The 23,061-nt window shown below is 48.2% G+C and carries 19 protein-coding genes; 6 read left to right on the top strand and 13 right to left on the bottom strand.

The genetic code is table 11. From position 1 onward, the window contains the following. Positions 1-337: 337 nt before the first annotated feature. From EKK48_26780 to EKK48_26770, 3 genes are read right to left on the bottom strand one after another with little or no spacing between them, the layout of a single operon-like run. On the bottom strand, positions 338-1,474 hold the full coding sequence (locus EKK48_26780; GenBank protein ID RTL36292.1) for a hypothetical protein: 1,137 nt from the start codon (positions 1,472-1,474) through the stop codon (positions 338-340). A gap of 2 nt (positions 1,475-1,476) precedes the next feature. Beyond that, positions 1,477-2,823, bottom strand: coding sequence for a glutamine synthetase (locus tag EKK48_26775; GenBank protein RTL36291.1), 1,347 nt, complete (start codon positions 2,821-2,823; stop codon positions 1,477-1,479). Between the two features lie 5 nt (positions 2,824-2,828). Then, entirely contained in the window at positions 2,829-3,170 is a 342-nt protein-coding gene (locus EKK48_26770; GenBank protein RTL36290.1) for a hypothetical protein, read from the bottom strand. A gap of 243 nt (positions 3,171-3,413) precedes the next feature. Between EKK48_26770 and EKK48_26765 the strand changes: the two genes are divergently transcribed. Next, complete coding sequence (locus EKK48_26765) at positions 3,414-3,947, top strand: hypothetical protein (GenBank protein RTL36289.1); 534 nt, start codon at positions 3,414-3,416, stop codon at positions 3,945-3,947. A gap of 129 nt (positions 3,948-4,076) precedes the next feature. Here EKK48_26765 and amrB read toward each other — a convergent pair whose 3' ends face one another. The 6 genes from amrB to EKK48_26735 form a co-directional block, all read right to left on the bottom strand. Continuing rightward, entirely contained in the window at positions 4,077-5,627 is a 1,551-nt protein-coding gene (gene amrB, locus EKK48_26760; GenBank protein ID RTL36288.1) for an AmmeMemoRadiSam system protein B, read from the bottom strand. Between the two features lie 15 nt (positions 5,628-5,642). Beyond that, entirely contained in the window at positions 5,643-6,164 is a 522-nt protein-coding gene (locus EKK48_26755; GenBank protein RTL36287.1) for a hypothetical protein, read from the bottom strand. Between the two features lie 49 nt (positions 6,165-6,213). Next, a complete protein-coding gene (locus EKK48_26750; protein ID RTL36286.1) occupies positions 6,214-7,431 on the bottom strand; it encodes a hypothetical protein in 1,218 nt (405 codons plus the stop codon). Positions 7,432-7,716: 285 nt separating this feature from the next. Then, a complete protein-coding gene (locus EKK48_26745; protein RTL36285.1) occupies positions 7,717-8,313 on the bottom strand; it encodes a tetratricopeptide repeat protein in 597 nt (198 codons plus the stop codon). 78 nt (positions 8,314-8,391) lie between these two features. Further along, positions 8,392-10,209 (bottom strand): amino acid transporter, encoded by a 1,818-nt coding sequence (locus EKK48_26740; GenBank protein ID RTL36293.1) that lies wholly within the window; start codon positions 10,207-10,209, stop codon positions 8,392-8,394. A gap of 274 nt (positions 10,210-10,483) precedes the next feature. Continuing rightward, on the bottom strand, positions 10,484-11,884 hold the full coding sequence (locus EKK48_26735) for a class II fumarate hydratase (protein ID RTL36284.1): 1,401 nt from the start codon (positions 11,882-11,884) through the stop codon (positions 10,484-10,486). A 354-nt stretch (positions 11,885-12,238) separates the two neighbouring features. On the opposite strand from EKK48_26735, the gene EKK48_26730 reads away from it, so the two are divergent. The 3 genes from EKK48_26730 to EKK48_26720 all read left to right on the top strand — a co-directional run bounded on the left by EKK48_26730 (position 12,239) and on the right by EKK48_26720 (position 15,113). After that, the gene (locus EKK48_26730) at positions 12,239-13,090 is read left to right on the top strand and encodes a protease HtpX (protein RTL36283.1); all 852 of its coding nucleotides are present in this window, start codon (positions 12,239-12,241) and stop codon (positions 13,088-13,090) included. 303 nt (positions 13,091-13,393) lie between these two features. After that, a complete protein-coding gene (locus tag EKK48_26725) occupies positions 13,394-13,663 on the top strand; it encodes a GlsB/YeaQ/YmgE family stress response membrane protein (protein ID RTL36282.1) in 270 nt (89 codons plus the stop codon). 646 nt (positions 13,664-14,309) lie between these two features. After that, the gene (locus tag EKK48_26720) at positions 14,310-15,113 is read left to right on the top strand and encodes a hypothetical protein (protein ID RTL36281.1); all 804 of its coding nucleotides are present in this window, start codon (positions 14,310-14,312) and stop codon (positions 15,111-15,113) included. Between the two features lie 105 nt (positions 15,114-15,218). Here the strand turns inward: EKK48_26720 and EKK48_26715 are convergent, their stop codons facing one another. From EKK48_26715 to EKK48_26700, 4 genes are all read right to left on the bottom strand, one after another. Next, positions 15,219-15,896 carry a response regulator transcription factor gene (locus EKK48_26715; GenBank protein RTL36280.1) on the bottom strand — a complete coding sequence of 226 codons (678 nt, stop codon included), beginning with the start codon at positions 15,894-15,896 and terminating at the stop codon, positions 15,219-15,221. Between the two features lie 145 nt (positions 15,897-16,041). Continuing rightward, the gene (locus EKK48_26710) at positions 16,042-18,384 is read right to left on the bottom strand and encodes a DUF5110 domain-containing protein (protein ID RTL36279.1); all 2,343 of its coding nucleotides are present in this window, start codon (positions 18,382-18,384) and stop codon (positions 16,042-16,044) included. A gap of 252 nt (positions 18,385-18,636) precedes the next feature. Beyond that, positions 18,637-19,338 (bottom strand): hypothetical protein, encoded by a 702-nt coding sequence (locus tag EKK48_26705; protein ID RTL36278.1) that lies wholly within the window; start codon positions 19,336-19,338, stop codon positions 18,637-18,639. 41 nt (positions 19,339-19,379) lie between these two features. Further along, the gene (locus EKK48_26700; GenBank protein RTL36277.1) at positions 19,380-20,693 is read right to left on the bottom strand and encodes an alpha/beta fold hydrolase; all 1,314 of its coding nucleotides are present in this window, start codon (positions 20,691-20,693) and stop codon (positions 19,380-19,382) included. A 201-nt stretch (positions 20,694-20,894) separates the two neighbouring features. Here EKK48_26700 and EKK48_26695 point away from each other — a divergent pair, with 201 nt between their 5' ends. Then, a complete protein-coding gene (locus EKK48_26695) occupies positions 20,895-22,124 on the top strand; it encodes an MFS transporter (protein ID RTL36276.1) in 1,230 nt (409 codons plus the stop codon). A 6-nt stretch (positions 22,125-22,130) separates the two neighbouring features. Then, entirely contained in the window at positions 22,131-22,907 is a 777-nt protein-coding gene (locus EKK48_26690; GenBank protein ID RTL36275.1) for a TrmJ/YjtD family RNA methyltransferase, read from the top strand. Positions 22,908-23,061 lie beyond the last annotated feature (154 nt).

The raw sequence follows: 23,061 nt of genomic DNA, 5'->3' as shown, positions 1-23,061 counted from the left end.
GCGGTTACGCCCTTGCGGTTCACTAACACTTCGTTGCCATCAAACTGTGTAGAAGACTTTCACCTCCGAGTTGTTGAACATGCCCAGCGCACAAGAGAAGAAGCAGAGTAGCTACTCTGCTTTTCTCAATTGTCCCGTGTTGAGGGTTCATGCTCTCGATATCGTAAAACATCCTTCCAGGATGTTCCGCGCATCTTATGACCGTCGAAACAATGCGTTCAAAAGCACAGTCAATCCAACGCTTAACAGTATGCTCAACAAAATACTGGGGAGCCAGAGAATTACCATAATTACTCTCCTGAAATTTTTACATCCAAATTCAAGACTGCATGCGAGCTCAGAAGTTGCCACTCAAATACAAGTCTTGAGCATTCTTATGAAAAAGTCGCTCTGCGATTGACATGGCTTGCACCTCATTTACAAAGCCATTGCCGATCAGATATGAAAGTACAGCTGCCAGTCCTCGCCGCGCCGAGTGAGACGCGTACCAATAAGTCTCAGGAACGCTATGCCCGTCAGTCGCAATCAAAACCTTGCTGGATGGCGCAGCAGCCAGCGCATCTGCAAACAAACTTCCGGCTTGTGTGGAAATCAATGAGAGAGCCAGTGACAGATCCATGTATACGTTGTTATACAACGATGCAAGCAAAGCCGCCTCGCGAACATATGGATAGCAATGCAAAAAGACGAAATTGGTCTTAGCGAATTTGCGGTCTTCAAGAATACTGCGAAAACACCAGGGGTTCGCGTCTCTAAGGTCAGCGTCGGCATCGCCCAGTCCGCAGTGGATCTGTACTGGAATACTGAGCTCCTGCGCGACCTCGAAGGCAAGCCGCAACCAGTAATGGTACAGGGCACCACGACTGATTCGCGCAGGTTTGTTCGATACATCGTTGGACTTCAACTGTGAAAAATTCTTTTGAGCGGACCCTTTATCTACTTGATCTATTGACAGACCGCCTCGATAGGCAGCGATCGTCTTAAAGGAAACTGTCCTTGAACCTGAAGGATGCGTAAGTCTGTTTACGAATTCATCATGAGCTTCTTCGTAGGAATTTGCTGCATGAAGGACGGACTCAATTACCGCCTCTATCCGAACGCACTGATAAATGGGCCGTGCAGCGAGAGCCGCAAAACTTTCCAGGGAAGCCATGTCATCATTACGAAATCCGGCATCAACAATAACAGCTCCAATTGAGGCATCATCAAAAAGCATTTGCACATAGTCAGTTTTGCCCAGACGGCATCGCATCTCCAAAATATTCGCCTCTTCCTCTTCAACATCCAGATATTCACTCAGTTCGTGCAACATATGCATGTAATGCAGAGAATGCTGGGCATGAGACTGCAACATAGAAAGAGAATTGGTTTCGCTAAACGCCTGTCGAAAACCGATAGCATCTAATTGCGAAAAGTCTTTCAAAACGGAGTGAGCATGATGGTCTATCAGGATGATGCGGCTTAGATTAATCATCCTTAGAACCTGGTGCGGTGTTGGCTCAGTTCAAACTCAGTATTCGCACCGGCAAATGCACCACACTCTGACGTTTTTACAGCGATGAAAGTATTGCCGAAATTCCCCAACAGTTTCATCAAAATTTCATTCTCTTCCAGCTCGATAAGAGCCTCTTGCAATGTTGACGGCAATCTGTGAATTTTTCGATCGATCATTTCATCTGCAGAAAAGGTGCTTGGGTCAACCTCTACGGGCGGTGGCAACGGCAAATGACGTTTTACACCGTCTAGCCCGCATGCCAGCACAGCGGCAAGGGCGATGTACGGATTGCAAGAACTGTCAACGCATTTCAATTCTATATTCGTAGTCGCCATCTCCTGCCCCCAGTAGACAGAGGGTACGCGCACCGCAGCTTCTCGATTTTCAAATCCCCAGCATGTGTATGCAGAACTCCACGAACGAGGACGAAGGCGCCGATATGAGTTGACCGAAGGACAGGTCAATGCCACCAACGCAGGCAAATGATTGAGAATACCGGCAACAAAAAATCTGCCAAAATCACTCAATCCATTTTCAGCCCAGAAAAGATTGCGCTCCTGATAAACGTCCCACGCTGACAAATGCAAATGGCAACCGTTGCCAGGCTGATCATCAAATGGTTTCGGAGCGATCATTGCATCTAAATCATGCTCCAATGCCACCCCTCGCAATGTTTCTCTGTAATAAATCTGGCGATCGCATGCTTTCAATGGAGCCGTATGCCTGATACTGAGCTCGTGCTGTGCAGGTCCCAGTTCCGGATAGTATTGCTCGACCTCTATGCCTTGCCTCTCCAGAGAATCGACAAATCGATTTATGAATTTCGCGGCCCGATTCATGCCATCCGTGGAAAAACACAAACTTCTATCAATTGGCTTATATTCGCCGTCCGCGAAAGTGCCAAGTGTAAATTCCGGCTCGAAAGACACCTGAAAACTGTAACCCAGTGATTTCGCCTCGGCAACAACACTCTTAAGAATATTTCGCGGACAGTGATCCCAGGGTTTATGGTTCAGCTCCTGCATGTCACAGATTAACGAAGCTGAACGCTCTGCGTAAGGCAACACCGCCCAGGTTTCCAAATCAGGAATCAATCTAATTTCGCCGGTAGCACCAAGACCGGTATCAGCCTGGAGCTGATCCAGGAGATTCATTGCCATCGTGCCCTTCACCAATCCAATTCCGGACTCAATCCGTTCTTTTAACTTATCAGTGCGGGTGCACTTTCCACGAATAATGCTCGCGCTGTCACAGAATATGAAACGCACGAGTGAAATAGCAGACTTTTGCGCCAGAGTAACAATTTCATCCACACTTTTTTGAGCCATTAATGTCACCGACCGTCCCCATCGCTTTTGTTTAGCGTCAAATAGATACCGAGCAAGAAAATTAGAAAAGTAATCCCCATAGCACCTTTGGCCAACACCCAGAGAATAGTGCTCAGAAAAGCCGGAAGGTGTGGCGAAATTATGCCAAGAAGAAAGAGCACGACGAAGCTTATAGGAAAGCCTACACCCGAAACGATTAAGAGCCACTTTCGTAGAAGCATCGAATCAGGCATTGAAGCCAGCAATCGAAGTTTTTCCGGGTCACCGGCAGCCCGACGCTCTTCGAATGCGCGCAAACGCGTCGTAATGAAAACCTGATACTCGGCTAGTGAAAGATTCGGTGACATGATTGTTGCCGATAAAATTACCAGAGTTTTCAGTTTACCCAGCCAGTCGACAAAGTAACAATCCAGTCGACATAGTAACAATAGCGTGTTTCACGATATGGAAGATGTGTGCTCGACAACACTTTCAAAAGGAACTGTTCAATACAGGTTGTCAACTGGTTTGACGAGCTAACCGCGGGGAACAATAACAGTACAGCACAGGTCTGATCCGTACAAAGAGCCGATTCCGTGGGACAAATATCCATGCGACCTTCGCGCATTTTGAAAGTTTATTACCTCGCGACCTTGATAGCCGGTCTGGTATTTACAGTACCTGTCGCCCAGGCAGTTCAACATAACGAACTAGGCGCACGGGGAGCAGCCATACTGACTCTATGTTGGAACGTTCTGTTCATCATGGTCCTGCCCCTGGTCATGGATTGGGCAGAATCTCGGTATTTCAAAGCACGCTTTATGCAGCTTGAAGAGGTCGCCCAGGAAAATCCTGAACTGGCGGCTGTAATAACCGAGCAATGCGAGAAGCTATCAATTCCGGGACTGAGATTTGCCGTAATCGAAACGAACAGCGAAGATGTCTTCAGCTATGGTTTGTGGCGTTCAAATCCAAGAATGGTCTTGCCCACGAGTTTTCTCACAAGAGAGCAAAAATCTCACACCATTCCTAGTATCGAAGCAGAACTGACAAAATTTGCCAGTCAAGATCATACATTTGTATTTTTAGTGTTCACGGTATTACAGGTGATGCTGCAACATCTTCTGATCGCCTACCTGCACTAGTTTCCGAAGAGAATCTCGAAGAAGTCATCTCGATGCAGCGACGTAAGTCATCTCGATGCAGCGACGTAAGTCATCTCGATGAGGCGACGTAAGTCCTGCCACTGCTGCCCGTCGTCAGCGAGCAGACTGTCATTCTCTTTCGGATATCGACTGCGATTGAAAGACATCGAATCGAGCCCCATGCTGCCACGCATCGGCAGGCAATCCAGCTTTGAGAGATAGCTGCGTCAACAACTCGGATAAATCCCAGCCGAACTCAGTCGCAACAGACGGCAGGAAAACAGACTGCCTGCCGTTTTTGTAAAGCACCACTCCATCTCTCCCGACTACAATATCTTTGTAGCTATTGACGCGATGAGGGGCAGTAAGAACGTTTATGTCAATTTCCAACTCTTTCAATTCTGATTTTGAGACGGGCTGAAATCGATAATCTCTAGATGAGGAACCGATTGTATTATCAATAACGGTTTGAAATAGCGGTTTGACTGGCCATATGTATCCAATACAACCGCGCAGCTCCTTTTGATCGGTTTTCTCAGGATCGACTCTGTACAGCGTTACGAACGCACCCATCTTTGTTTTTGTAAAATCATTAACGGCGAACTGAATTTCACTCTCGGATGGTCGCCTGTTTTCCGTGACCGCCCGCTCCAGAGTCAAACGAGCCAGAGCAAGCAAATTGTCTTTGACTGAATCTGGCAAGCTACTGTCCCTTTCACTACCAATGTGCTGAAGGGGCTCCCAGCCTAGTTTACGAGAGTCAGAAAAGGCAAGAGCGAGATACGAAACTGAATTATTGTCGTCCTCAACGATGGCATCCTGAGATGTTCGATACTGCAACGCGCTTCCATAGGCAGTTTCTGGCAGCATCGCGGAGAGAACCGCACACGGATAGAAACCACATATAGTATCAGCTGTACGCTCTTTAAAATCGAGAAATCCATGCACATCGTGTTTGCTCAAGTGTGCAAAAGCTTCTGCGTCGAGTCGTCGCACGCCTTCTTTCCAATCACTCTCAAATGGCTGATACTCATAACGTGGTCCGTAGTGAGTAAAATCAGAGCTAACGACAACCAGATCATCCGGCTGCAAATAACGTCGCAAAATCTGTCCCATCAGTTGCACATCCATTTCGTCAGGAAGTGATCCGATAATTATCGGGACAATCTTCACATCTCCAAATGTTGCCCGTATAAAGGGCAGCTGCATCTCCAGTGAATGTTCTCTTTTGTGTACCTGGCTCGATTGACGGAACAAGGGGAAATCGGAGAGTTCCTCAGTAACGTCTTTGTCGACGAGCAAATCACCTAAAGGGGTAGCAAATATCGAATCGGTGGGTAAAACGGCCCCTTCAAAACCAACGTAATGACTGGGACCCAACAAGAAAATGCGTTTCGGTCGCTGTCGTCTTGCTTGCTCATAGGCAAAAGCGGCAGTACTGCCGGAGAACATGTATCCAGCATGGGGAGAGACTATCGCCAGAATCGGTGCAGTTGGCTCAAGATTCTGGCTGAATCCGGTCTCGACAGGTCTGGTCACCAATGCCGCCTGGGCGCTGGAAAGAAATGAATCAATCTGAGCACGCAGTTTTTTGGGATCCGATTCGTACCAGGTACCAGCAAAGGCGGCTTGTCGCTTTTGCGAGAAGTTTAACCCGGCTCTGCTGATGAAATTATTCATTCTCTTCGATTTCTTTCATTTAGTCTGTGCAGCGCCTGCAGATGAAGGATCCGACGCAGTGTTGCTGGCAGCAGAAGCTGCTTTTGCAGCAGGTATGGGAACAATTTGCGTGTAGACGTTGGAGCTGCTATCGCCGTGAGGATCAGCGCTTGATTCGAACGTCAGAATCAACTTCACCTGCGCACCACCAGGGATGGTCTCCAGAGGTTGAGACTTGGCAAACGCTTCGCTACCAGCAATCTCAGCATCGGCACTCTTCGGTGAGCTGCTCAGTGCAACATCGCCGACAGAACCGTCTGCAGCCACAGTAGTTGTAAGTGTCACTTTGTTCTTGCCGTTGGGAACGTCCCAATTGTTCAGAAGCTTGCCTCGCAATCTGGCAAGATAGGCAGTGTAAGCGGCGGTATTTGAGGCTCCGGAACTTGCACCGGCGCGAGCGGGTCTGGCAGGAGGCCGAGCAGCTGGTCGACTCTCGACGGCAACTGGCAATAAAGCAAAGCCGGCTACAAATATCGGAAGCCACATTTTTTTGTCCATAGTTCCTCCATGAGGCTGCACTAAACATTATACGGCTGTTGAGGCAATGCTATTTAACCGCAGACTTCTCTCGAAAGATGCCAAACGACGACGTATACCCGTGCAAAAAAGTCGTGCCACCAACTGGTCCGATCTCACCGTTGCAAAAGAATCCGCCCAGGGGAATGTCACCCAGGAACTCACGAAAACACTCGCTATCGTGATTGGACTCGCCGTAGAGATGCTTACCACGTCCCAAACAAGAAAAAAGCAGCGCGCCTGCAGCGTCAGTGCCAGATTGTTTTTCTCTATAATTTTTGAGCATCAAACGCAAATCTTCAGATGACGTTGCTGCATCTCTCAAATGAAATTGGACTGTTCGTTCATTCCTGAGAATCTCACCAACCATCAACGCACCTGACTTTTGTTCAATCCCGATAATGTTGCGTATGAGAAAATCGCCTGCGCGAAAATCGTCCTTGAACTCGTCCATCACTACGCCAAGAAATAAGGAGTTGTAAGCGAGCTTTTGATCAGAAGGGCTGAGTTTCATGATTGCTTCTTTGAGAACATGAACGGCCGGCTCACCATCAAGCTCAATCAAAAAATTGTCCAGACATTTAGTGACCCGCATCGGATGCCCGATTGGTCGGCATCCTTGAGCTACCACCGAATCAACCTGGACGTTTCCACAGAGTGCCGCACCTACTGCGCCACTTCGAAAAACTTTCTGGTCACAGAAAAGAGCATTCATGCCACTACGGTTGCCACCACTAGCCAATCCGCCCAATTTCACAGACTTAGCGAAAGCATAGTCCAACCCTTGCATTAACAGATCGAGTTTGAAACTGAATGGGTCGGGAAGCAGTATGAACTGCGGAGCAGAGCTGTTTTCTACACCGATAGCTTTTTCCCAGGCAGCAGGCGCAGAATCGAGATCGGGCAAATCAGAATCCTCGAGATGAAAGGTTTTAATCTCGACGTCAGGCAAAACTGCTGCCGTAATTGCTATTCCTTTTTCCTTCTCAAGCTCGAATCCGCCACCGATCAAACCGCCAGCAGAGCAACCAATAAAGTGCTTTGCACGAAAGTGATCCTGAACGAGCTGAGGTATATCATCAAACTCAGTCATGAAATCAGAGGAGAAAAATCCGATGACCAGATCCGGCTCCGCGTCAGTCAGCTGAAAGTTAATGCTTTCTGCACACTCGGCCAGTAACTGCCTGGCTCCTCCATATTTGCGTTTTCCCGGCAAGTCGTTGCCGGCTAGCGCTGACGCCCACTTCATTAAGAACCCTCAACTGGATAAACAGACTCCGCGCTGTCGCGAAAGAGCTGCAAATTGACCATTCTACCAAGTACCATAGGCTGAAAACGAATTAGTTCGAAAACGCCTTGCCTGCTTGAATTCTATAGCCCGAAAGGAACCAAATCCGATTTTAAACTGATATCAGCTTAAAATCGGGAAAAGACTTGTAAGCCTGACTAGTAAAGGCTCTCGAATAAAAAACACAGAATTAGCGTGCCCCGTCCTTTGACAAACACTAGTCCGAGATACTGCCTGCCTCAAACGCTAGTCTGAGGAGCTGCCAGGTTTCTCTCGTGCAGCTCCGATGCTCTCGGCTGCCGCCTCAGACTGCTTAGCATCGTCCTCGCGGCCCAGCGTCCTCAACAATAGAGCGCGAATCCGCAGAGAGTTTGCCACATCGGGATGGTTCTGACCGAAAACCTTCCGTTTTGCCTCAATTACCTTTTCATAGGCATCGACCACATCAGATGTTCCAGCTCCAAAACTGGCAGTTGAAGCCAAATAATCTATGTCAAGATAAGCCTCGGGATTATCTTTAGAAATTGCCGTCATCCACAGCTCAATCAATCGCTCATAGAGTTTCCTGGCCTCGGCATAGTTGCTAGAACGTGTTTGACACTCAGCCAATTGGACTATACATGTACACATCTTGCCGAAGTCTGGTACAGCTTCACTTTCGAATTCTGCTAGAGCTCGCTCGAGATAATACGCTGCTTCGCTGAAGCTACCACTCTGCTTTTTCAAAAGTGCCGTCGTCAAAAGACTATCAGCCTCGCTTGCAGGAGCTTTCAAGACTTTGGGAATAATTACAGCCGAAATCAAGAGTAGAACAACGAAAAAGGCAATATAAAGTGGGTCCATCGCTATGATCTCCGACTGTCGTCACGCAGCACTGGCACTACAACCGATACCATCAACCGATACCATCAACAGATACCATCATCCAACATGAATCTTTGGACGGCGTGATGGTTCGCTATCCAGCTCTCTCAAAATTTCTCTGCACACGGGCGCAGTTTCACCTTCTCCGAGGAAAATATACTTAAAGATGTAGCCAATCGGATTGCCTTCCGTCCATCCGAAATAGGCGTGCGGGATCACTCCCGTCTTATCTCGCAAATGCAACAAGAATGCTGCAATGGCGTTTGGTATAGCAGGGCTGGTACAGCGCAACACGTGAAAACCGTCGATCTCGTGCCCGGAGATTTCCAGACAATCTTCAATAAAGTCTGATGCATCGCCAAGGCTGACTTCTAAGAAAATAAAATCACCTTCGTCTTTGCCAATGCTATGTATTTCGCGTGATTCAGCTTCCTTTTCGGCATAGTCCGTGCCGCCAGGACGATGAGCCAATATTCTGATACTTCCGGTTTTCGCAGCAGACTCGACGAACTGCTTAGCCAAAGGATCCAGATCGATTTTATGCACGCGCAATTCTACAGATCGCAAGGCACGCGAAATCACCGATGCAAAAAATATAGTGGCAATAAAAGAAAGCGCAATGTGTACGCCTTCAGGTCTTTCGACGCAATTGACTATTGTTGTGTATACGAAAATGAGGGCGATTGACAGATATCCGTATCTTAGTCGTGGCTTCTTTTCCCAGACGGTGAGTGTACCTGCCACCGCAGCTGATGTTATCAGCACTAGAACACCTGTAGCGTATGCTCCAGCTTGAGCATCTACATCTGCCTTAAATATGAAGGTGACTATGAAGGCAACGGCCGTGAAAAATACAACCAGTGGCCGCGTTGCAGCAGCCCACTCAGGTGCCATACCAAATCGAGGCAGGTAGCGCGGCACCAGACTGAGCAAACCTGCAATGGCAGACGCGCCCGCAAACCAGAGAATCAAAATTGAGCTCAGGTCATATATGGTGCCGAAGCCCTCGCCCAAATGCTTATGCGCAAGATAAGCCAGCGCGCGTCCATTTGCCGAACCACCTTCTTTAAAGTCGACAGCTTTAATCATCAGCGTTGTGACGATGCTACTGGCCACCAGATAAACACACATAATCAGAGCGGCGGAGGACAAGAGAAATTTCGTATTACGAATACGCCCAACCGGATTTTCAGGCGTATCTGTTGGGTCTCCCTTAACCAGAGGCATTACAGCCACACCCGTTTCAAATCCGGACAGGCCTAAAGCCAGTTTCGGAAAGAGCAGCAGTGATGTGGTCAAAATCAACCACGGGTTACCGTGCGATTCTGGGATGGCGAGAAGATTCTGGTGCCAGCCATCCCAAAATTGAGGATTTTCGGATATCAGGGTAAGACACTTGACCAGAACGACTGCGTTCAAGGATAAGTACACGGCGACGATGACAGATGAAACACCAATCGCCTCACGAAAACCAATTAAGAAAACGCCACCAAGTATGGTGAGCAGCACCAACGTTACACCGATTCGATCATGATTGTGAATCCACGGAGGTATTAGTGGGTTCTCGATTAAGTGCGCCGTAGCGTCAGCAGCTGACAAAGTGATTGTGATAATAAAAGCAGTTGCAGCAAATCCCAATAGAAGCAAGACCACAGCCTTACCGTACCAGCCGGGAAGCAAATTACCCAGCATGGAAATACTGCCCTGTCCATGTGGACTTTCCTTTGCCACTATAAAATACGCTGGTAGAGCGCAAAAGACAGTTACCAGGACAAGTATTAGTGTCGCAAATGGTGCCAGGTAGCTTGCAGCAAGAAACGCGATTCCAGGCTGATAACCCAGTGTCGAGAAGTAATCGACACCGGTCAAGCACATGACTTTCCACCAGACATCCTGGTGAACGGCAGTTGGCTTTTTGTGGCTTTCTCTGATGCCCTGAAAAAACCAACGCCGAAATTTGTTATATCTTGTGTGAGCCCTGCGGTCCGTCATAATGCCTATGCACGAAATGCTTTCATCTCGTTGTTAATTGGTCCAAATTACCATTACTAAGCCGCTTTTGCCAGGCATAATTCGGCATAATAGTCCACTTCGCAACGTCCTTTCGGAGGAAGACCTTGGTCTGAATGATATTGTGCCCCGCAACGGTTTACAAGTACTGATTACCGCTGGTCATTTTGAACGGATCAAGTAGCTTTTCCAGCGTCGATTCAGTCAAGTCAGTCTTTCGGCGCGCTACTTCTCTAATAGTCTCGCCAGATTCGTAAGCATCGTGCGATATTGCGGCCGCTGCGTCATAACCGATTTCAGGCACAAGTGCCGTGCACAGGGCTAACCCGCGTTCAACCAGTTCAGGACCACGCTCAGTCGCAACTATGCCGTCAACGCACTTGCTCGTGAAATTATCGACGGCGCTCGCTAACAAATTGATCGACTGCAGTAGATTGTAAGCAGCCACTGGCTGCATAACATTCAGCTCAAAATTACCAGAACCACCGGCGATGGCAATGGTTGTATCATTGCCGATTACCTGAGCCGCCACCATGCACAAAGCTTCTGCAATCACAGGATTGACCTTGCCCGGCATTATGGAACTTCCCGGTTGCACTTCCGGAAGCGCAATTTCGGCAATTCCGGCGCGCGGTCCACAACTAAGCCATCTCACATCATTGGCAATTTTCAATAAGCTGACCGCGATAGTTTTTAAAACTCCCGAGACCTCAACGATTTCATCTAAAGTGCTTTGCGCCTGGAAGTGATTTTCTGTCTCTTTCACTCTAACCCCAGATATTTCAGAGACCCTCGCGAGAACCTTGCCTGCAAACTGCGGTCGTGTATTGATTCCAGTTCCGACTGCAGTTCCTCCAAGCGCGACTTCCGATAGCCGTTCCTCGGCATGATCAAGACGCGCCAGAGCGCGTTCACACTGCCCGGCATAACCCAGGAACTCCTGCCCAAGGCGTATCGGCGTGGCATCCTGCAAATGTGTGCGACCAGTCTTTATCACATTCATAAACTGATTCGACTTTTGCCGCAAAGTCCTTTCAAGCCGGGCAAGCGCAGGACGAAGTCTTTCTCTAATATCAATCAAAGCAGCGATGTGAATTGCAGTCGGAATTGCATCATTCGATGACATACCATGATTTACATGGTCATTGGGATGAACCAGGGTCCGTTCCCCACGCTTTCCACCGAGAATTTCAATGGCACGATTGGCAATAACCTCGTTAGCGTTCATATTAGTTGATGTTCCGGAGCCGGTCTGAAAAACATCCACAACGAACTGATTGTCAAGCACTCCGTCAATAACCTCCTGCGCAGCTAATTTGATAGCACCGCAGATCTTTGCATCGATATCCTCGAATTCCTCGTTTATTTCAGCAGCGGCGTACTTTATCAAACCGAGCGCCTTGATGAAGGAACGCTGCAATCGCAAATCACTGATCGGGAAGTTAAGTACCGCTCTCTGAGTACTGGCGCCGTAATAGACGTCAGCTGGAACATCCATGCTTCCCATAGAGTCGCGCTCGACGCGAGTAGGTTTAGTCAAAACATATTTTCCTTGCAGTTGCCGAGAACATCACCCTGATACGACTGAAATTATAGACTTTCGGTGACTACAGGTGACAGTCGTCAAATCATTCTCTGATCGATGAAACGCAAACACAATCAATACTTCCGACGCCCCTTCGAATTTCAAGCGATATCAACTTAAGATTACCTGCGCCCGTGCACGCATACCTGCCCTCAGAGCGAATTTATAGGCTAATGTGGATTTCGGTTGAGATTTGAGAAAAGAGGCAAAACGCTGCCAGGCTGCAAGATTAAGAGTTCAGAAAAAAACGACCTCTTGCCGTTTGGTTTGGATTACATAAAACTAGTAGAGTTCTTGAAGGGAAATCAAATGAACACACTTAAGACTCTCGTTCTGATGGGCTGTTTAACCGCACTGATCGTCGCCATAGGCGGCGTGCTGGGCGGACGAGACGGCATCACTGTGGCATTTTTCTTTGCCGTCTGTACCAATGTATTCAGCTACTGGTTTTCAGCGCCAATTGCTCTGCGCATGAGTAACGCTCAACCAGTCTCACGACAGCAAGCGCCAGAGTTGTACGACATAGTGGAACGCATCGCTCGCCATGCACAAATTCCCGTGCCGAGCATCTACGTTATTCCAACAGATTCGCCAAATGCTTTCGCCACAGGTCGGGACCCAGAGCACTCCTCGATAGCTGTAACAGAGGGCATCATGAGGCTTCTCAACTGGGATGAGTTGGAAGGCGTGCTGGCTCATGAGCTAGCCCATGTACGAAATCGCGACGTACTGATCACAACAATAGCTGCCGTTCTGGCATCTGTGGTAACCACCGTCGCTCACTACGGATACTATCTCGGTAGCTATTCAGATGACAGGCGAGAAGGCTCAAATCCAATCTTTGTTGTGTTGATGGCCATCTTGGCTCCAATCGCTGCAACTCTAATAAACCTTGCTATATCGAGGTCGAGAGAATTCGAAGCTGATGCCAGTGGTGCCGAACTTTGCGGTCACCCTCTGGCATTGGCAAATGCACTCGCCAAAATTGACCAGACAGCCAGAGCCATTCCTTTTCAAGATGCTAACCCGGCCCTCTCGTCCCTCTACATCATTCCGCCAGATCCTCAGAGCTGGTTCGTTCAACTGATGTCGACGCATCCGCCCACAGCTGAACGCATACAGCGCTTAAGAGAAATGGCAAGTAAAACAGGTCGACTCTAATACGGTGCGCACAGTACAGCAATGCGGGATTAAACCAAACCACCTTGACGTTTCTCTGTGCGACGGGTCTGTGCGATCAGACGGTCGTAAAGAGTCTCCGCGCAGGTACTTGCGGTGAGACCTACCGCGTGATCAACCGACCGCCTTTGCCTGGGACAACTCTGTCCAGGTTTACTGGAAACCCGGCTCAATTGGAGATCGGCAAAAGTCGATGAAAAATCACTCGGTATTTTTGGAACTTTTTGTCCCGATAAACCTTCATTCACTGGGTCACAAGATTTGAGCGAATAGCCTGGAGGATTTATGGGAATTTTGAGTTTCATCCTATTTTTGATTGTCGCAGCGGCATGCGCTTGGATAGCTGAGAGATTGGTACCTGGTGCAATTCCTGGCGGATTTCTCACTTCGGCTATCGTCGGTATCATCGGAGCCTGGGTAGGCGGAAGTATGATTGGACACGTCGGTCCCGACCTGGCAGGTGTTTCGTTAATTCCCTGCATCTTAGGTTCTGCCATCTGCGTTTTCCTTGGAGCATTGTTGTCACGTGGATTCAACCGCCGCGGCGCGATTTAGCCTGAGCAACCTGAATGGACCAGAGCGTTGTATCCGAGGAAATTCGGAACGCTTAACGACACAACAGACGAGATGATCAGTACGTAAAACGCTCGCCTTAGCGAGCGTTTTGCCGTGTCAGAAGCAGACTCCTGCCACTCATGATTCTGCCTAGGGGCAAAGAACTGGTCGGTCTATCTAATTTCTGCTAGCCAAAAGGGCACCGCAAATGGTTCCAACAGCTGATTAGAGAATATGCAATCGCCCATCGTATATGGTTGCACAGATGCAGAAACATGAAGAAACACAAGCCGGTTCGACCCAGCGGATTTGCGGCCCTAAGTTTTCTTGCTACTGTTCATGTCGGCTTAGTGGTGAACAAGCACCACTTGAGATCCGGCGACAATGCAAATCTATCACCAAATATGATACCGGCGAATAATGCGGCGAATATCTCAGAATTTTGAAACAATCGCTATTTAGCAACATGCCAAGATGATTTCGATGTTACCCTAATGGGTAAGTGTTTATGGTTGATTCATCTGCAATAAGTTATATTTACTGGTGCAGCAGGTGATTTGTAGCCTCAAGACTTATGGAAACACTGGAGTCTCTGTCTAAATACAAGATCCAATTCCTGACATCATCAGGAGCAAAGGAGGAGTGCATGAAGTTGTCCAAATTACTAGCCGCGAGCCTAACGCTTGTAGCAGTTGTCGCTGGTTTTGGCATGTCCAATGTGGAAGCCAAAAATCCGGCAAAGTTTATCAATCAGGGTCTAACTCTCGGTCAGACTTATGTTTTCCCTGCCGAATGCGGAACTGACTCGCTCACACAAGCCAGCTTCCAGGCAGGACCTGGGTTCCCACTCAACCTCAGAGTCAATGAAGTGTCTTCACTCACAGGCGGCTATGCGGGCGGTGTCGTATTCACACCAGTTGCAAATCTCGATCTGACTGACTTGTCAACATTCACCTCACCATTGCCTCAAGGCACCTTCAGCCATACTGCCACAGTTTATCCGTTCACATTTACAGGTGATGCAGCCATCGATCAAGCAGTTGCATACAGCTGGGTAAACAACTGGGGCTGCACCAAATATGGTATCAGCTTCGTTCCAAGCAGTTTCGTTACCGGCACCACCGCATTCACGAACCATGCCATCAAGAACAAGTCGATTAGCGTCTCGCTAGTCACCAATACAACGCTGACCGACTTGTACAATGGTGGTTACCTGGTCAATTTGATTGGTTGCGATCCAGGCAAAAACGCAACCAATTTCCAATTGCTTGGAATCGGTACAGCACTGGTGAACCTTGGCACGGACGGAACATATGTGAACGGAGTTTTCAACAATTTCGCTCTGAACAATGTCAACGTACCTAAGGCTATTGATCCAATCTACAACATCAATTGCGCACCATTGCTGCCAACTAACACATCAGCGGCATCGGCAGCACGCGCTCACTAAAAAGAACGCTAGCAATGCAATAAAAAACCGCGCGGAAAACGCGCGGTTTTTTATTGCATTGCTCCCTACATTGATCCGGCCACGGGCTGATCGCAAAACCAAAAACTATAGAAGCCCTTCTCGCATCGCCTTGACAGCCGCCTGCGTACGATCAGATACAGCCAGTTTCTCCATAATATGGCGCATATGCGTCTTGACGGTCTCAACACTGAGAATCAATTTCCCAGCTATTTCTTGATTGGTTAACCCCTCTACAACCAACTTAAGAACCTCCAACTCTCGTTGAGAAAGAGGCGATGTAATTGAGTGAACCCGGGCGCCATTAGCACCGGGAGAGGGAGAAGCAGAAGCGCAGGCACGTAAGACCCGGCTGGCAACGCCGGGTGCCAACCAGGCCACACCATCTGCTACAGCGCGAATAGCCATTATCAGTTGCGGACCAGATACTTCTTTTAAACAGTAGCCGTCGGCACCCGCCCCTAGAGCGGCAAAAATATCTCGATCACTATCATGCGAGGTGAGCATAATAACGCGTGTTCCGGGCACATCCTGCTTGATCTTAGTGGTGGCATCAATCCCATCCATCAAAGGCAAACCAATATCCATTAAAACGATTTGAGGCTTTAGCTCGACAACTTTTTTGACAGTCATTTTGCCGTCTGCCGCCTCGCCAACGACCGAAAATCCTGGCACCTGCTCGAGAGTCAAACGCAGACCGACACGAGTTATCTCGTGGTCATCGGCGATAAAAATGTTGAGCTTAGGCTCGTCGATGCCATCCATCGAGAATCTCCAGAGATTTAGACGGTCGAGCGACGACCGCTTTCGCAATTTTAGCAGGCAACACCTAGTGCTAGTTTGATAGACAACTACTGCATCAGTTTCAAAGAAAACCGAAACTGAAGCGAACTAACCAGCTCCACCTGCATTAATGTATGGAGAGCGTTACAGATTCAGTCTTTCCATTACAGCGGAGCTGATAATTACTTCTCATCGAATCAAACCCCAACTCAACTGGTTGGGCAGTGAATTGCCCCTCGTCGACTTTAAGTCTCCACTCGTTGTAATCACCGTTCTCATAATCAAATGACAGGCCATCGTCTTCAACGAAGATTCCTTTTCCAGATTTCCCAAAACACTGAAAGGTAACCGGAACTTCAGCATATTCCGCAGTGCTCTGGATAATATCTGCCATTGGAATAATCGAACCATCTTTGACGAAAACCGGAATTGCATCTAGAGTCCACTGAACTTTGTGGACCTTGCCTCCCTGGAGCGGTTCGCCTCCTTCAAAAGGATGCCAGAGACCTTCCGGCAAATAGACACTGCGCCACGTTCTCCCACGCTCTAAGATCGGAGCGACCAACATACTCTCGCCAAATAAAAATTGATCGTCCAGTTCGCAAGCAAACTGATCTTCGGGATAATGCCACGACATGGGTCTCATCAACGGAGCTCCACTGCGATAATTCTCCCAAAAAAGTGAATAGATGTACGGCAATAATCTGTATCTGGTTTCAATAAACTTCTTGCAGTGCGCTTCTACGATCGGTCCAAAGGCCCATGGTTCCTGGGCATCGCCTTTCATCCAACAGTGATTTCGAAAGAACGGATAAAACATCCCCAGGGCGTACCACCGCGTCAAAAGCTCACCTGAGCAATTGTGTCCGAATCCACCGATATCAACGCCACTAAATGCGACACCAGAAAGACCCATGTTCAAAAGCATGGGAATACTGCGAGCCAGATGATGCCACCACGACATGTTATCACCCAACCAAACTGCGGCATAGCGCTGCACTCCGGCGTAACCGGACCGTGTCAATACGAAAGGCCGCTGGTTTGGACGTAGAGCCAGCATGCCTTCAAAGCTGGAGCGACTCATCATGCTTCCGTATAAATTTCGCACCTCGAAGTGACCAATCTTTCCTTCCGGCGTTTCCTGCAAAAACAGCTGATCTTTATCATCAGGAAGCGCTTCGGCTGACCAATCTAAAGGCTCCTGATTTTTGAAAATGGCCGGCTCATTCATGTCATTCCAGATTCCGGCAATTCCGTTTTCGGTATGGAAGCCGTGTTGCGCTGCCCACCACATCCTCACTTCTTGTTTGAGAAAATCAGGAAACGCAGATCTTCCCGGCCAGACCTCACCGATAAACGGCTTGCCATCTGATTTCTTGCAAAAATAGTCATGCTTGACACCATCGGTGAAAACGAAAAATTTCTCGTCTTCTTTGACACCTGGATCAATAATCGCAGTCACCTTAAAGTTATTGCGATTCAAGTCCGCGATAAGGTCTTTGAAGTCAGGGAAACGCTCTTTCGAAGAAGTGAAGACGCGATAATCGTCCATATAATCGATATCAAGGACGATACCATCGCACGGAATCTGTCTTTGCCTGAACTCATGAGCGATTCGAATCACGGTGTCTTGATCTGGATAACTCCAGCGACACTGCTGATGTCCAATAGCCCACATAGGCGGCAATTTAGCGCGTCCCGTCAAAGTTGTAAAAGTTTTTACGATCTGCGGCAACGTGGTCGGACCAATGCAATAGAGCTGCCATCCACGCCGAGACAGTAATTCGACCGAACCTTGTGAGTTCATGAGAGTGTCAAGCTCCCAACGTTGGCGCGCCGGCGAATCCAGAAACAAGCCGATATACTGCTGACCTTGCTCGACTATTAAAAACGGAATTGACTTGTACATCGAATCCATCGACTCGATGTGCAAATGGTTGTCAGTATTGAAGAGTGTATGAGCGCTTGAGCGTAAATTCAGCGATGAATTCCTCTCTCCCAGACCGAGACAGCGGGCACCAGGAGCCAGGTCGAAAAAGAAATGCCAGCTAGATTCAGACGTTTGCTGCCATTCAAGCTTCAGGGGCAAGCTCGGCTCAAGGACTGCCTGCCAATGTCCCTCTGCGACTACGTCGGCGAACTCCCTGGCGAACTCATCTCCCTTTTGATCAACCCGACGATCTGGTCCATCCAGTTCGTCCTCCATGTCGTCGGGCCATGGTTCTTCTTCATGCGGGTCTCCGAGTTCCTCTGCCTGACTGGACGACGTCGCATGGATAACAGCAAACGAGTGAGGAGGGGCTGTGTGCCCTTCGGGCCAGGCACTTATCCTTAAAACCTCAACTCCAGAAAATATGGCACTCTCAACAATTGACCCGCCAGCGAAGATATTAGGCTGCCTCTTTGCTTCGACTCGGGTCGGTAATTTTCGGGCAGATTCCCAATCTGCGGCCACTTCAACAGGCTTCAAAGCGCACTCTCCAGAATTCGAGCAACCACTCTCACGGTCAAACAGGTCAACAGATGAACAGATAGAACGGATAGAGCGACAGAACGGACAGAACAAAACGGACAGAACAAAAGATCGAATCGAACAAATGGAATAAATAGAACAATCGTACAGGTCAGACTGCTTTACATATTCCTCAAACAACCGCTCATATAATACCCCTCAGCTGCAAGCAAACAGGCGAATAGTTAATCGCGGGTTATGGCACACTCTTTACAGCCCTGATGCGAGAATTTTCTTCAATTCCTGGTTAATGGCGGCCTCACCGGGGTATCCGACTGAAAAGGAAACGACCTGGCCATGAGCGTCTAAATATACAAGCGTCGGTATCGGACTGACATCATACTGATCAATCAGATTCTGGTTCTTCTCATCATCCACATCAACACGAATAACAGCTAGTTTATCGCCGTACTCGACTTTCGCCTTTTCCAAAATCGTGTGCAATTGCTGACACGGATTGCACCAGGTAGCATAAAAATCAATCACCGTTGGTCTGGGAGAATTGCCTCCGCCAGATTGTGTGCTTAAAATCGTTGCAAGCTTCTGCGTCTCAGGTCCCGTTTTAGGTGCAATTAATTCCTGCGGCAATTTCATCATCTCAACATTCGCCTGTTGAGCATTTGTCGAACCGTGCCCATAGCGAATTGCCAGACGTAACTGTTCTTTGCCATTTTTATACTGCTTCAATTTGCAGTAGACCTGTCCAAGTAGCAGGTGTCCCTCGCAACTCTTTGGCGATTTTTTTACAGCCATTTGGAAATCGCTAAGCGCATGCTTGTACTGACCTCGCTTCATGCACTGTTTCCCACAAGTAAGTGAGTCAACAGCCGCACCAGCGGCATTAAACGGAGGCAGAAACAGTGACAAGAGGTATGGCATTACAAAAAAAATAATTCGGACTAGTTTACGCACAAATAGAATCTCCTGCTCTCACCCAAATGATGACATTCCCACTAAAACGATTGGATACCAGCAGTGCCGTCAGATCGATTTGTAGGTGATGTGGGCACCTTATTCACTGATCCAACACTAGATTCCGCACCAGATGCGGTGCGAGACTTGCCGTCCACTCCAGTTGCATTATCAGGTACCAGATGTGCGTCAATCCAATCAATCACTTTGTTTATCCCCTCCGCCGTAAATTGATTTTCTTCGAAGATCAGATGTTCCGTATTTGGAAGCAAGTCCAACCGTCGGTCTTTGGTGGCCAGCTCATTAAACAACTCAACTGTTCCCATGGGCTTGACTAATTTGTCATTGCAGCCTTGAACAAACAACACCGGTGTCACCTGGATTAGCCTGGCCGCCTTATGATTTTGATTCATGAAATGCTGAAATTGCAAAAGTTCCTTCGGCGACAAGTTCAGCTTATTGAGAGGATCCTTGCACCACTGATCACGCAGATCTTGTTTATTTGTCGCCTGCGAAACAATGTCTTTGCCGACGTCAAATGGTTTATCTGGATTTTCCAGCAAATGAATGGCAACACTTAATCGCGTGTGATTTTGCCTGAAACGATCGTTGGCAGGCACCGAAGAAATCAGCCCATCAACAAGCTCGGGATAAATAGCCGTAGCCCGCAGTGCGATTGCCCCGCCCATAGACTCTCCAAGCAAATAGACCGGCAATCCCTTGTGAGCACGATGCAACACCTTTAGCGTCGCCTGGACATCGTTCAGGCAACCATCAAAATCCACATTCTCGCGCCCTTTAGCTTCCATAAAGGAGCCGAATCCACGAACATCGATTGCATAAACTGCAAATCCCTTACTGGACATGACCTGACCAAAATCGGCATAAGTTCCGTTGTGAAGTCCCAATCCATGCACACAAAGAATCACCGCTCTTGTATTGCCATCAGGAGGCAGCCAGGTCAGGCAAGGCGCATTGCCGACCTTGACGCCTTTTTTGGTTTTAGAAAGTTCGAGCAGCTCCTTCTCTCTTTTTTGTTCCGCCTTCAGAACATCAGACACAGACTGGTCGCCAGAGGAAGGGTCAGCCGTAGGTGCAGTCGTCGACGAACTTCTCAGCAAAGCATTCTCCGTCGTCTGTGAATTTGCAACGGCTGGACAGTCATCTGCGGCTCCGGTGGTCATCCCCAGACTCAAATGCTTGTCAGTTTCAGTTGAATATACCTGACGATAAGCAACATAGCTCTGCAACATTTTATCTTTGACTTCGACTGATTCCGCCTGAAGACAATTGAGGGCAAGAATGAAAGCAAGAAACGATGCGCGCTGACAGCTGGTTGACGCCAAGAACAACAAGAACTTTCTCCAATTAGTTTGCACATTGTCGCATGCTCGACCGCTTATATAGTAATTCTATAGCTCTAGTACCACATTGAAATATGCACCAACAGGACGCCTTGACTGATTTTTTTATGCCGCTAAAGGCGCATAGGGAGTATGATTCAGACATCATAGACCGGCGCAGTGGACCGGAAGCTATTACTTGAGACAAGCCTGGTGAATTGGCAACTAGCTCGATATCTTTTTGGCACCGGCGTGGCGACTTTTGCAGACCGCTTAGCCCAGGTGCAGTTGCTCTCCACAGTCGTAATGTCAGGTCCTGATGGACAAGGGCTCGGCTCGAATACCCTGGCGCTTTTGATGCCATTCGTACTTTTTAGCTATGGATTTGGTGCCCTGGTCGACAGTCGAGACAATCGCAAACTCCTGATCTTTACTAGCGCTCTGCGTGGATTACTCATGATCGGTATTCCGACCGTACTTGTGTCATTTGGTGCAACCGGAATAATCATTCCTTCGACCATCTTTGCGCTCTGTATGTGCACTGTCAGCTCGAGCATTCTCGATTTCGCGCTCCTGCCTCGACTGCTTTCACGGTTCGAACAATCTCGCTCGGCCAATGCCGCCTTACTACTGGTCAACACGTCCGCTACACTGAGCGCTGTAGTTTGTGCTCCAGCTCTTGCAGAGATCTGGCTACCTCATGAATCCTTGCGCGTAGTCGCCTTAATGTACTTTCTTGCCATGGTCTTCTTCTGGAGCATGAGTCGATCAAGTACTGCGGCGCTATCGCCGATCGGAGGTGATCAACAAGATTTGGCGAAGCTTTTTAGAGTAAAGAAAGGCTCTATTGCTCTGTTCAGAATGTCATTCATAGTGCAATTGGCACATGGAATTTTCTTCAGCCTCTTCCTTGTGTTTTGTATACAAAACACCCAATTCAATAATGCCCAGATTTCAAACATATTCGCGACTCTGGCGACAGGATTCATAGCCGGTGCGATCGCGTCACTAACATTTCTCAGACGCACAAAGCCCAGTAGATTGATTGGCTACAGCACTCTCTGCACCGCATTAGCTTGCCTAATTTTCATAGCTATTGGGAACACTTCCTCCTTGCTAAGGCTTTTCTTACTCAGCGTGGGCACCGCGGGCGCCACTACCTTAATCAGCATAAACTCACTAATGCAAAAAGAATTCGGCGCTAACGTGAGAGGTAAAGTGTACGGAGCAATACTGTCCCTGACAGCAGCTGTATACACTCTCACAGCTGTAGGAATCGAGCAAATAACGATCCAGTACTCTGCTCACACCATCATCAAAATCATTTGTGGAGCATGGCTGTTTTGTGTTGGATTTACAGCGATAACATCTACGGGTCTAAAAGCCAGATGGCACAAAGCACGGCGGAAAGGCAAATCAAAATTATCTTCAAAGACAGCCTAATATAAGATGAATCACTCTCTCGATCCGCAAGACATAAACTTCATTTTGGTGCGACCTAACTTTTTAGGAAACATTGGCGCGGTGGCCAGAGCATGCATGAACTTCGGTTTTGAGAATTTACGATTAGTCCAGGCTCCCAAAAATTACAAGGATGCCGAGGCTCGAAAAATGGCTGTGGGAGCTTTTGAAGTGCTCAAGAGAGCGGAAAATTTCGAAACTCTCAGTGACGCGCTGCAGGATATCACCTATGTCATCGGTACGACGGCAGGACAACAACGAACACAACCGCTGGTGTCACTCTCCCACTCGATCGAGAAGATTGAAGCGATCAGCGGCAACAAACTAGCTATCGTACTCGGTGACGAGCGAAACGGTCTTACTAACGATGAAATCAGTCTCTGTCATATCCTGGTTAAGATAGAGACCTCCAGTCGGTTCCCTTCATTGAATGTTGCGCAAGCAGCGTGCATCATCGCCTATGAGCTCTCAAAAAGCTGTGCCCTGACAAGTTCAGCACCTTCACAGTCAATTCAGGCGGCTCAAAAGACGACCTTGCCTACCGGGAAAGACAACGATGAACTATTTCAGTCACTCGACAAATTGCTAGAACGTATTGAATTTTCGCGCACTTTCAACAAAAAGGTTGTCACAAAGGAGATTCGACGTTTTTACCAAAACGCCAATCCCACCAAACGAGAATCGGAACTACTGCTTGGAATTTTACACAAGCTGAACCAGACTCTGGCGGCCAGTAATTCAAGAGTCGAATTGGCTGAAGAGTGACTTTTCAAGTACGTTCAGCCGGGTTGTGAAAGAGGTAGCTTCGATTTTCAACCGATATCAGCTTAACCTCGTGAAAATTCAGCCCGAATGCATTTCATTTACAGACATACGATGAAAATAAAACCGCCAGATCTCGACACTTTTCGAAGTCAAG

Source organism: Candidatus Melainabacteria bacterium (assembly GCA_003963305.1).
GTDB lineage: Bacteria > Cyanobacteriota > Vampirovibrionia > Obscuribacterales > Obscuribacteraceae > PALSA-1081.
The sequence above is the reverse complement of the archived record's forward strand: the minus strand, read 5'-3'. Positions and strand labels throughout refer to the sequence as shown.